Below are 12,136 nucleotides of genomic sequence, written 5' to 3' on the forward strand. Positions count from 1 at the left end.
TTCACCCGGAAACTTGCTGCCGAAGATACCCTGCCGGTGAGCTTATCGCTATAATAGCCAATTATTCAGACGGCCGCAATCATTCATTTCTGGATAGAGAAACTGCAAAAAAGACTTTCTGACCGATTTTTTATTGGATAAAACTGATTTGTGCAGGCGGTTTTACAGATATTCAGTTGAATTGAGGCTAAAAAATATATTTTAACAGCTTTACAGCGGGCCGATTCTGCTTTATTCTTGGACCAGCTTTACAGCAATTTAAAACTGGAGGTGATTGATACTCTTGAAAACATTAAAAGCACTGCTGCTTGTTCTTATCATCATTGCCGGAGCAGTTGCGGCCCTGATCAAGGGTGATATTTTCTCAGATAACGAGCAGACCGTTCAGAAAAGCGATTACGATAAAGTAATCCTATTTCCGTCCGATCGATATCCGGAAACAGCAAAGCATATTAAGGACGCGATAAAAGAAGGACATCCCAGCATATGCACCATTGACAGAGACGGAGTACATAAGCGGCGTGAGCAATCTCTTAAACATGTGCCTGTAAAAACGGGGTACGACAGAGATGAATGGCCGATGGCGGTTTGTAAACAGGGCGGAAACAATGCCTCCGTAGAATATATTTCTCCGGCAGACAACCGCGGGGCCGGCTCTTGGGTCGGACACCAGCTTACCAATGATCCAGATGGAACGAGAGTATTATTTAAAATCAAGTAACAAAACAGGAGGAGCAGCGCATTGATTAAATCATGGAAACCGCAAGAACTTATCATTTCTTATCATCAATTTACAATCTTCCAAAAAGATTCCGAACCGCCTGTTATCGATTGGACGGATGAAGCCATTGAAAAAGGATTTGCGGAGGCTGACGGAGCTGTTTCATTTGAAGCAAGGAGAAATACGAAGGCATTTATTGTCCTGAGGCTTAATACAAATGAACCGGTACCATCCTATGAGAAAAAAGCGGCTGTTTCTTTTGAAGCTGTAAAAGATGGAATTGAGATTGAAAGCGTGATGTCAAAACGGCTTTTCTTCGATCTTCCGAAAGGCCGATACAGCCTTACTTGTTATTCAGTGCCTGCCGAATTATCCGACCTGCATGCAGATACGTATATTATCGATGCGGCCGCAATGTAAAAGAAAACCCTGAGAGAAATATATTTCTCTCAGGGAACTCTTATAAACTCTTACCGTTTGTTTCGATCACGTTCCGATACCAGTAAAAACTTCAAATGCAGTTTTGTCTTCAGGGTCAGGGTGACTTGTAAGCAGATAAGCCGATGAATAATCGAAGCTCGGAAAAATCCTCGGCCAGCTGACAGAAAAGCGTTAAGCTTTCAAACCCATCTCTGCCATCAAGGCGACATCTTCTTTATACCGTTCATAATGGCCGGCTGCTGTATCGCCGGTTGAGCCTTTAAGCGTTTTACCTGTTATTTTTGCGAAATGTTCCCAGACTGAGGAACCCTTACCGTCTGTATTCCAGGCTCCCTTCAACCTGATAGGCGGCTGATGCCGATCCCCATAGAAATATATCCGGTAAAAAACCCGTTTTTTCATGTCTCATGTGTTTCATCTCCTGATGCGTCTGATTTGATATCATAGGTTATGAAACGCGTTTCAGAGCAATCCCGATAAAACAAAAAAGCATCCGGCTTGCCGGATGCTTAAGAATGATGATGCCGCTTCTCCAATTTATGAGGAGGAGGCTTCGGGATAAAGCCATTTTGTTTCATCATATTAAAGTGCCTGTCCATATGCTGTTTAATATGCTCTGCTTTTTCTTTCGGCAGGACACCGTACTCAACATATTTGGAAATGACATGTTTACGTTTTTCGAGTATTTCCTTTTCAAGAGATTCAATTTCTTTTTTCTGCTGTACCGTAAGTGACATTGTTGAAGGCATTTTTGTTTCAGCGGCATGTGCCGGCACTATAAAAATCATTGCCGTAATGAAAAACGCAGCCAATGATAACGCAGTTTTTTTCATGACTTTTTCCTCCTTTAGCGTTTGTTATATGTTGTGCCTCCATCCAGTTTTTATGCAAAAAAAAAGAGCGAAATTATTCGCTCTTTTCAATCGATTCGTCCGGCAATGCGTATGTGACATACGTTCCTGCCACAAAATCATGGATCGACCGTTTGTCTTCTCTCATTCCGACCATAAATGCGCTCACGATCACACCGATTCCTAACGTCACACCATATATTAAGGCGCCCACAAGCACTCTTAAAATCATAGTGAGAAAGCCTGCCTGAGTGCCGTCTTTTTTGACGATGCGGATACCGCAGATCTTTTTGCCGATAACATAACCGTTCCAGTATACAGGAAGCAAGATAGAATAAAGAGTCAAAATGATGCTGATCATTGCGCTCTCCTCCGGATCTTTTCCCGTTGCCAGCATATAAATAATCGCTAAAGGCACTGAAATAATTAAATAGTCGAGTACTGCGGCTCCCAATCTGATCCAAAATCCCGCCGGTCTGTAAATATTCATTGTGTTTCCCCTCGCTCTATGGCTTCAAAATCACTTTTATGTTGCCATCTTCTTTTTTGTCAAATATATCATATGCAGCAGGGGATTCCGCAAGACTCATTTTGTGCGTAATAATATCCGTCGGATCAATTTCATTTTGTTCGACCATTTGATACAGCATCGGCATCAGATGGATAACGGGTGCCTGGCCCATTTTTAGGGAAACGTTGCGCGTGAAAAAATCACCGATCGGAAAACCGTCCGCTTCGGAAATATATGCGCCTGTGAGCTGAACAGTACCGAACTTCTTAACGGCTTCTGACGCTGTAAGAATCGGACTGATGGTTCCGAACTGATTCGGTTTTTGCTTTTCTTTTTCTTTTGAAAGCGGCGTGCCGTCCATTCCGACACAATCAATCACAACATCCGCGCCCCCTGACGTTTGTTCATGCAGCAGTTTCCCGATCTCCTCATGCTCTGAAAAATTGAAGGTCTCTGCTCCGTTTATGCGTCTCGCATGTTCAAGGCGGTGCGGGACCTGATCGACTGCGATGACCCGCTTTGCGCCTTTTTTCCAAGCGAATTTTTGCGCCATTAAACCGATCGGACCTGAGCCCAGAATAACGACTGTGTCTCCTTTTTTCACTCCGCTGTGCTGGACGCTCCAAAAGGCGGTCGGCATGACATCTGACAGAAGCAGCACCTGTTCATCTTCTAGCTCGCTGTCTGCCGGAACCAGAAAAGAAGAGAAATCAGCATAGGGCACTCGTAAATATTCAGCCTGCCCGCCGGGATAATTACCGTTAAACTCCGAGAAACCGAATAAGCCGCCGGCATCTGTATGAGGATTGGGATTTGATTCATCACACTGGCTTTCCATCTGGTGCTTACAATAATGACATTCTCCGCAGCCGATGTTAAAAGGAATCACGACCCGGTCGCCTTTTTTCAGCTTTTTAACTTGACTGCCCGTTTCTTCAACGATTCCCATTGGCTCGTGCCCAACGATGTAACCCGGATCGGCGGGTATTCCGTTTTTATATAAATGAAGGTCTGAACCGCAAATTCCGGTTGCGGTGATTCGAACGATGACATCCCTCTCATCTTGAATGACGGGTGCAGGGACTTCTTTCACTTCCATATGTTCTTTTCCTTGGTATGTCAGTGCTTTCACATTGTTCAGCTCCTTTTTCATCACTCCTTCCCTTCTCACATGCTTCTAAACTTGGCCGGTATGTTATTCAGCCCGCTGAATGTCCCATTGAAAAGGATCTTCAAATTGAGACCAGTCAGAATCGAACTCAGACGACGTGAGCAGACACTGATCTAATTCCTTTGTAATGGCTGCTTCATCTAAATCAATCCCGATAAATACCAGATTCGTATGACGGTCTCCGAATTGAACGTCCCAATCCTCCAGAATCTCCGGTTCCTGCTGTTTGATCTGCTCCTGCTCACGTTTCGGCAACGCCGCCACCCAATAAGAGACAGGCTCAACTGAGACCGCCGGACCCGCCTGAGACATCAGCAGCGCGAAGCTGTTGTGGGTTGCACACCAGGCAATTCCCTTTGCGCGCACAATGCTGTCAGGCATTGATTGATGCAGCCAGCTGTCAAAACGAACGGTATGAAACGGCAGACGCCGTGAATACACAAACGAAGTGATTCCATACTCTTCTGTTTCCGGAGTGTGCGCTTCATGGCCTGCCGTCAGCTCCTTTATCCATCCTGCTGATGAACTCGCTTCTTCAAACTCAAATAAACCGGTATTGAAAATGCATTCGGCAGGCACTTCTCCGCGGACGGATCGTATCAGCTTGGCACGGGGCTGTAATGCGCGAAGAACTGTTTCAAGCTGTTCAAGCTCTTTTTCGCCCACCATGTCGCACTTATTTAAAATAAGCACATCACAAAACTCAATTTGATCAATTAATAGGTCGGCAATCTCCCGTTCATCCTCTTCTTCCGCAGCTTCTTTACGGTCAAGGAGGCTGTCACCGGACTGGAAATCATGCCAGAAGCGGTTTGCATCCACCACGGTAACCATTGTGTCCAGCCTGCAGAATGTTGTCAGATCAATACCCATTTCTTCATCTATATAAGAAAATGTCTGGGCAACGGGAATCGGTTCACTGATCCCTGTTGATTCAATCACGATATAATCAAACCTGCCGTCTTTGGCGAGTTTCTCAACTTCGACTAATAGATCCTCACGCAGCGTGCAGCAGATACAGCCGTTGGATAATTCTACGAGTTTTTCGTCTGTCCGTGATAAGCCCCCTCCCTGTTTCACCAGGCCCGCGTCTATGTTTACTTCGCTCATGTCATTAACGATGACGGCAATTTTTAAACCGTTGCGGTTTTGTAAAATATGATTCAAAACTGTCGTCTTTCCAGCACCAAGATAGCCGCTCAATACTGTAACCGGAATTTTCCCCATAAAAATAGCCTCCCAACAAAATAGAATGATTACGATTTATTATCTGTGACTGTCTCTTTTCAACTAATATGTATAGTGTAGTAAATCGTAATTATTACTATTTATTCTGATGCAATCTCTGTTTAAAATCAAGTAAAAGTCAGACATCATACACTGTTTGTTCCCATCCAGTGGTCTGACACGCAAAACATCAACGATTTAATTGGTGAAGCCTTGGACCCGGACTGTAAAAATGCCCGGTTTTAAGATGTGCGCTGCACGTATCAGCCCAAAATAATTTTCATAAAATTTTTAGATTTTTTAGTATTTTTTGTTACATCTCATAACATGTATCTTAAATATCTGTTTTCGCTGTGCTACGCTAAAGAAAACATAGGTAAGGAGCGGATCATCTGATGGGAAAAAAACAGCTAGTCCTTGTTGGAAATGGAATGGCCGGGGTAAAAGCGATTGAAGAAATACTGCGTGTTTCAAAAGACGAATTCGAGATTACAATATTCGGGGCCGAACCTCATCCCAACTATAACCGAATCCTTCTGTCAAAAGTGCTTCAAGGCGATACAGATATTAAAGATATTACGTTAAACGATTGGGACTGGTACAAAGAAAACAACATTCAGCTGCATACCGGTGAAACAGTCATCAAAGTGGACCAAGACAGCAAAACCGTCATTACAGATGCAGACAGAATCCAGCCCTATGATGAACTCATCCTGGCGACAGGCTCTGTCCCTTTTATCCTTCCGATTCCGGGCGCAGATAAAAAAGGCGTCACGGCATTCCGGGACATAAAAGATACCGACACGATGCTCGCTGCGTCAAAACAATATAAAAAAGCAGCCGTCATCGGCGGAGGACTGCTTGGTTTGGAAGCCGCTCGCGGGCTGCTGAATCTCGGAATGGACGTGTCTGTCATCCACCTCGCTCCATACTTGATGGAACGCCAGCTTGATCCAACTGCAGGGCGCCTGCTGCAAAACGAATTAGAAAAACAAGGCATGACCTTTTTACTTGAAAAGCAAACCGAAGAAATTGTCGGTACTGACCGTGTCGAAGGCGTACGCTTTAAAGACGGCACAAGCATCGAAGCTGATTTAGTCGTCATGACGGTCGGCATCCGCCCGAATACGCAGCTTGGCGCGGAAAGCGGCATTCCGGTTAACCGCGGAATCATTGTTAACGATTATATGCAGACTGAAATCCCGCACATTTACGCTGTCGGTGAATGTGCCGAGCACCGCGGAATCGCATACGGTCTTGTGGCGCCGCTCTATGAACAGGCAAAAGTGCTGGCCAAACATATTTGCGGCATTGAAACAAAACCGTATGAAGGCTCCGTTCTCTCCACTCAATTAAAGGTATCAGGCGTCGAGGTATTCTCTGCCGGTGACTTTAACGAAACAGAGGAGAAAAAAGCGATTAAAGTTTTCGATGAGCAGGACGGCATCTATAAAAAAATCGTCCTGAGAGGCAATCAAATTGTCGGCGCTGTTTTATTCGGAGACAGCAGCGAGGGTGGCCGCCTGTTTTCCATGATTCAAAAAGAAGCCGATATTTCTGAAACCTCCAAAATATCAATCTTACAGCCTCTTGATCAGGAAGCAGGCGCAAGCATGACCGCGGCGATGAGCGACGATGAAATCATCTGCGGCTGCAACGGTGTATCAAAAGGCGCGATTATTCAAGCCATTCAGGAAAAAGGCTGCACATCAACGGACGAAATCAAAGCATGTACTGGGGCATCCCGTTCCTGCGGAGGCTGTAAACCGCTCGTGGAAGACATTCTTCAATATACACTGGGCTCAGAATTTGACGCATCCGCGCAAAAAGAAGCGATTTGCGGATGCACCTCGCTTTCGAGAGATGAAGTCGTAGAAGAAATCAAAGCCAAAGGGCTATCACATACGAGAGAAATCATGAACGTGCTCGGCTGGAAAACGCCGGAGGGCTGCTCCAAATGCCGGCCTGCCCTCAACTACTACTTAGGCATGATCAATCCGTCTACATACGAGGATGACAGAACATCCCGTTTTGTGAACGAACGGATGCATGCCAATATTCAAAAAGACGGAACATACTCAGTCGTGCCCCGGATGTACGGCGGCGTGACCAACTCTCAGGATCTCCGCAAGATCGCCGATGTCGTCGACAAATATGAGATCCCGCTCGTTAAAATGACAGGCGGCCAGCGAATTGATCTCATCGGCGTCAAAAAAGAAGACCTGCCGAAAGTATGGGCCGAGCTTGATATGCCTTCAGGCTACGCGTACGGAAAAACACTCCGCACGGTAAAAACGTGCGTAGGCGAACAATTCTGCCGCTTCGGCACACAAGACTCCATGGCACTGGGCATTGCGCTTGAGAAAAAATTCGAAGGGCTCAATACGCCTCATAAGGTTAAAATGGCCGTGTCTGCCTGCCCGCGGAACTGTGCGGAGTCCGGCATTAAAGACCTTGGTGTTGTCGGCATCGACGGAGGCTGGGAGCTTTATGTCGGGGGGAACGGCGGAACTCATTTGCGCGCCGGTGATTTGCTGATGAAAGTGAAAACGAATGAAGAAGTCTTAGAATACGCGGGCGCTTACCTTCAGTACTACAGAGAAACGGCTAACTACTTGGAGCGCACATCCGCATGGCTTGAGCGCATCGGTTTATCCCATGTCCAATCTGTGTTGAACGATCCTGAAAAACGGCAGGAGCTCAACGACAGGATGAATGAAACACTCTCTGTTCACAAAGATCCGTGGCAATATTTCCTTAAAGATAAAAAAGCTTCTAAAGATTTATTTGAAAATGTCGTCACGACTTCATAAAACAGTAAGGAGGAACGGACATGGTTAATAAAGATATGACAAAGGTTTGCATAGGCATGTTAAACGAATTACCTGAGGAGTTAGGAAAAACCGTATATATAGAAGATAAAGAGCTTGCCGTATTTAAGCTTTCTGACGGAAGCGTCCGCGCCGTCGAAAACCGCTGCCCTCATAAAGGGGGCGTCCTGGCTGAAGGCATCGTCAGCGGAGAATACGTCTTCTGCCCGATGCATGACTGGAAAATTTCCTTAGAAGACGGAAAAGTCCAAGAGCCGGATCATGGCTGTATTAAAACATACGAAACACTGATCGAGGGAGAGAATGTATACCTCCTGTATTGATTAAAGGGTCGGATCACTTTTTCAAGTGGTCCTTCACTTTTTAAATTGATGAAGGGATGACGCCACCATGAGAAACGGAATTGTATATTTTGTCGGTGCCGGACCTGGAGACCCGGGGCTGATTACCGTAAAAGGGAAACAGGTTCTGGAGAAAGCGGATATCATTTTGTATGACCGGCTTGCAAACCCAACATTTCTTGAATATGCCTCTCCAGACTGCCGGTTCATTTATTGCGGAAAACTGCCCGACCGCCATTTTATGAAACAGTCGGAGATAAATGCCCTGCTGATTGAAAAAGCAGCGGAAGGCTTCACCGTAGTCCGCTTGAAAGGCGGAGACCCAAGCGTGTTCGGCAGAGTCGGCGAAGAAGCGGAGGCGCTTCATCGGCACGGCATCCGCTACGAGATGGTGCCCGGCATCACCTCGGGAATCGCGGCGCCGCTGTATGCGGGCGTCCCCGTCACCCATCGTGATTGCGCTTCGTCCTTCGCCATGATCACCGCTCATGATACATCATTACAAGGCAGGCCGAATCTCGACTGGGAAGGGCTGGCCCGAAGCGTTCAAACGCTTGTGTTTTATATGGGCGTTAAAAATCTGTCATTTATATGCCGGCAGCTTATGGAGCACGGGAAATCCCCCTCCGTCCCCGTACTCGTCATTCAATGGGGAACATGGGGCCGGCAGCGCAGCGTAAAAGGAACGCTTCAGGATATTTATGAAAAAGTACAAAGCCAAAACATCACCAACCCCGCCATTATCGTCATCGGAGATATCGTAAACCTTCGAACATACAGCTGGTTTGAAAGCAAACCGTTCATCGGGCGGCATATCATGGTGGTCACTCAGGGCGATGATGAACATACATTGACAGGCAGGCTGCGCGAGTATGGCGCTGATGTTATCGAATGGCCGAAGCGGATGATTAAAAAAATGCCCGCAAACGAAAACATCCTGAAGCGGATCAGCACTTTTGAACAGATCTTTTTCACATCACGCCGTGCGGTCTGTGAATTCTTTGACACACTGGCTTTCAAGCAGATTGACATCCGCCGGGTGACAGCAAGCCTGAATGCAGCGACTGAAGCGGCAAAGACGGAACTGACAAAACGGGGCTTCCGCCTATCCGGCCATCAAGGTGAGTCTCCGCATTCGCTCATTGTCGGAAGCCGTCAAGCGGCAGAAAACATGCCAGACTCAGTATCATGCCCGTTTTATATCACTCATGAACATATCCCAGATGAGCGGTTCACTTCGATGATCGAACGCACAATCAGTGAGTCTCCTCTGCAAATGATTATCTGTCCGGGCAAAGAATCCGCTCAGCATTTGCTCAGCGCCGGAAAACAGATCGGCATATCACCGAATCCGACAGCAAACCGCCCTCCCGTCATCTGCATCGGTGAAGACATACCCGCCGGTTACGGATTTACCGCCGTGAAAAATCAGGAACAGTTATTTGCGTTTATACAAAATGAAATGAAAGACATGCTCGTTCACAGCTGACCCCCGGCTCAACATCGGGGGCCATTCCCTTTTTTATTGTGTCACCAATTTCTTATGATGAGTCGAATACATCGCCATCTGATCCGCCTGCGGGTCCAAATATGCTTTGGCGCTGTTCACGGCGGTCGGTCCCTCCGTGAAGCCGCCGGCAATCAATCTGAGCTTGCTTTCATAATGGGCGGCGTCACCTGCAACAAACACGCCTGGAAGATTGGTCCGCATATGTCTGTCGGCTTTAATCCTGCCTTCTTCTATCTCAAGCCCCCAATCCTTCATCGGGCCGAGATCAATTTTAAACCCGTGATTGATAATGAGCTCATCAAGCTTGATGTCTTCAGAATGGCCAGACTCGGTATGACAAACGGTGACGCTCTCGATCCGTTCCCCGGTGCCGTTGAGATGCTTCAGACGATACGGCGCAAACACCCGCACGGAAGACTGCTTCATTTTCGCCACGCTGCTTTCTAAACCGCCGAACTCCTCACGGCGGTGCAAGACGGTAACAGACGCCGCAATCGGTTCCAGCTCATTCGCCCAGTCAACCGCGGCATCTCCCCCTCCGGAGATCACGATATGCTTACCTTCAAACGCATCCAGCTTCTCCACTTTATAATGAAGGTTTTTCCCTGAATAACGGCTCGCATCCTCGCTGTTGAGCTCATTGACCTCAAGCGTTCCCATGCCGACAGCCAAAATCACGGTGCGTGTATAGTGCTTTTCCCCTTCAGAACTTTCCAGCACAATGGTCCCGTCATTCAGCCGCTCAAATCCGGTCACCCGCTGATTCAACACGATATCCGGCTCAAATGTCGCCGCCTGCTCCATCAGCTGCTTAATCAGCTGTTCCCCTGCGATCCCCGGAATTCCGCCGATATCACGGATGATTTTTTCCGGGAAAAACATAGACACTTTCCCCCCGAGCCGCGGCAAAAATTCAATCACTTTCGTTTTTAGCTCGCGCATCCCGCAATAAAAAGCCGTAAACAGGCCGATCGGGCCCCCGCCTATAATCGTGACGTCATACACCTCATGATTTTCCGCCATTATTCTGCCTCCCGTTTATATCTATACTTCAAACATATCTAATTGAGAATCAATATCACTAAGAGTATAACATACATTGAGGAGCAGTGTTCATTCATTTCTCATCTTGGGAAAGGGGTGAGGTTCTGAGATTGATAAGCGGGAGGGTATTAAAGCTGAAACCAGTACGGCGACTGGTTTCTTTTTTATTTCTTTTTCATCAGCATGATATCAAGATACAGCTGGCACCTTGTCCTGAAGTCGTTTAAATTAATTGATGTCATGTCAAGAATCTGTTTGATACGGTAGTTCAATGTGTTTTGATGAATAAAAAGCTGTTCTGCGGCTGGTTTTGTTTTGCAGTTATTGAGGAGATAGATTTCTAACGTTTTCAGCAATTCGGTGCTGCTTTCTCTATCCTTGGCTTTTAATAAAGCTAAATCATGGTTTACATATTCCAGTGAGGCGTTTTTTTCTTCGATGCTTTCAAGATAGCGGTAGATCCCGAGCTTGCTGTATTCGTACGGGATATTTTCCTGATTTCCGGTAATTTCTGCGGCCTTTATGACTTCAAGGGCTTCTATATAACTTTTCCCGAGCTTCAGGATGCTGCTGTATTCATTGCCGATTCCGATATAGATGGGAGTGGGGATCTTCTGAAAGTGAAAATGAGTCAGCAGTTTGTGGATGAATTCAGATGCTGCCGAAGTGCCGGAGCTTTTTTGCGAGAAGCTTGCGACGACGATGACAATATTGGAATCAATGGTTAAGACATGACTGACTTTATCCCGCAAATTCAAGTACGATTTGATATTTTCCTTCAAATCTTCGACTGCCTCCCCATCCCCATTTGCGGCATGCAGGACAACCACCGAGAAAACCGACGGCAGCACGGCGTTCATCTTTTCCGCCTCCCGCTTGAACTCCTTTTCAGAGGAGAATTGCTGAAAGATTGCCCGTTTCACCAGGTCTTCCGCTCTCTCTTCCTTTTCCTGTTTCAGCCGGTTCGTTTTATAGATGATTTTTCCGACATGGAATGAGGTTTCATATAAAAAGTCGAGCTCCTCGTCCGTCAAATCGCGGTCGAGCTCCTGAATCCAGATGTAGCCCATCACTTCCCCTTTATGTTTTGCGCTTACGACCACTCTCTGATTCAGCCCGATACTGTCTATTTTTTCAACACGGAACGGTTCAGGAACGGTTTTCAGTTTTTCGATCACCCCGTCCTTCAGAAATCTCTCAAAAATCTGCACGGGGCATTTTTTTGAAAATATCGTCTGCTGATTGGCGGAGTCGAAGTGATTAATGTAATAAGAATTATAGGCAAGCAAAAAGAAATCCGCACTTTCCAGAATGACGGGCTTCTGCAATTCGTAACTGATGAAATCAATTAATTTATCAATGTCCGTAAATGAAAAAACTCTCTCTAAAAGCTCTTCCATACCTATTTCTCCTATGCTCTTTTTATCTTTATCATACTCTGAGGGGTGACTTTTTGTATAGAAAAAAATTCATATATTCCCAAAACAG

General features: G+C 46.3%; 11 protein-coding genes and 2 pseudogenes. 6 read left to right on the forward strand and 7 right to left on the reverse strand.

What is annotated here, in order from left to right:
* The first annotated feature begins 283 nt into the window (after positions 1–283).
* Together ACXN9U_RS12820 and comJ are read left to right on the forward strand one after the other, a co-directional pair.
* Positions 284–721, forward strand: a complete 438-nt coding sequence (locus ACXN9U_RS12820; protein ID WP_060963635.1) for a NucA/NucB deoxyribonuclease domain-containing protein — start codon at positions 284–286, stop codon at positions 719–721.
* Between the two features lie 21 nt (positions 722–742).
* Positions 743–1,141: a competence protein ComJ gene (gene comJ / locus ACXN9U_RS12825; RefSeq protein WP_047476185.1), complete on the forward strand. Its 399-nt coding sequence runs from the start codon at positions 743–745 to the stop codon at positions 1,139–1,141.
* 195 nt (positions 1,142–1,336) lie between these two features.
* Here the strand turns inward: comJ and ACXN9U_RS12830 are convergent.
* The 5 genes and pseudogenes from ACXN9U_RS12830 to ACXN9U_RS12850 all read right to left on the reverse strand — a co-directional run.
* Positions 1,337–1,571 (reverse strand): annotated as a pseudogene (locus tag ACXN9U_RS12830) (family 1 glycosylhydrolase); the annotation flags it as partial.
* 100 nt (positions 1,572–1,671) lie between these two features.
* Complete coding sequence (locus tag ACXN9U_RS12835; RefSeq protein WP_489202498.1) at positions 1,672–1,950, reverse strand: YckD family protein; 279 nt, start codon at positions 1,948–1,950, stop codon at positions 1,672–1,674.
* Between the two features lie 118 nt (positions 1,951–2,068).
* Positions 2,069–2,503, reverse strand: coding sequence for an RDD family protein (locus tag ACXN9U_RS12840; protein ID WP_489201747.1), 435 nt, complete (start codon positions 2,501–2,503; stop codon positions 2,069–2,071).
* A 16-nt stretch (positions 2,504–2,519) separates the two neighbouring features.
* Complete coding sequence (locus ACXN9U_RS12845) at positions 2,520–3,656, reverse strand: zinc-dependent alcohol dehydrogenase (protein WP_489202499.1); 1,137 nt, start codon at positions 3,654–3,656, stop codon at positions 2,520–2,522.
* A gap of 63 nt (positions 3,657–3,719) precedes the next feature.
* Complete coding sequence (locus ACXN9U_RS12850) at positions 3,720–4,922, reverse strand: GTP-binding protein (RefSeq protein WP_489201748.1); 1,203 nt, start codon at positions 4,920–4,922, stop codon at positions 3,720–3,722.
* Positions 4,923–5,069: 147 nt separating this feature from the next.
* Here ACXN9U_RS12850 and ACXN9U_RS12855 point away from each other — a divergent pair.
* The 4 genes and pseudogenes from ACXN9U_RS12855 to cobA all read left to right on the forward strand — a co-directional run.
* Positions 5,070–5,199: pseudogene (locus ACXN9U_RS12855) on the forward strand (hypothetical protein); the annotation flags it as partial.
* 118 nt (positions 5,200–5,317) lie between these two features.
* Positions 5,318–7,735: an NADPH-nitrite reductase gene (nasD, locus tag ACXN9U_RS12860; RefSeq protein WP_489201749.1), complete on the forward strand. Its 2,418-nt coding sequence runs from the start codon at positions 5,318–5,320 to the stop codon at positions 7,733–7,735.
* A gap of 20 nt (positions 7,736–7,755) precedes the next feature.
* Positions 7,756–8,076 (forward strand): nitrite reductase small subunit NirD, encoded by a 321-nt coding sequence (gene nirD, locus ACXN9U_RS12865; RefSeq protein WP_060963641.1) that lies wholly within the window; start codon positions 7,756–7,758, stop codon positions 8,074–8,076.
* A gap of 67 nt (positions 8,077–8,143) precedes the next feature.
* The gene (cobA, locus tag ACXN9U_RS12870) at positions 8,144–9,583 is read left to right on the forward strand and encodes a uroporphyrinogen-III C-methyltransferase (protein WP_060963642.1); all 1,440 of its coding nucleotides are present in this window, start codon (positions 8,144–8,146) and stop codon (positions 9,581–9,583) included.
* 33 nt (positions 9,584–9,616) lie between these two features.
* On the opposite strand, the gene ACXN9U_RS12875 is transcribed toward cobA, so the two are convergent.
* Together ACXN9U_RS12875 and putR are read right to left on the reverse strand one after the other, a co-directional pair.
* Complete coding sequence (locus ACXN9U_RS12875) at positions 9,617–10,627, reverse strand: NAD(P)/FAD-dependent oxidoreductase (RefSeq protein ID WP_060963643.1); 1,011 nt, start codon at positions 10,625–10,627, stop codon at positions 9,617–9,619.
* A gap of 185 nt (positions 10,628–10,812) precedes the next feature.
* Positions 10,813–12,048: a proline utilization transcriptional regulator PutR gene (putR, locus tag ACXN9U_RS12880; RefSeq protein WP_060963644.1), complete on the reverse strand. Its 1,236-nt coding sequence runs from the start codon at positions 12,046–12,048 to the stop codon at positions 10,813–10,815.
* Between the last annotated feature and the right edge of the window lie 88 nt (positions 12,049–12,136).

The organism is Bacillus sp. BACIII (assembly GCF_057836745.1).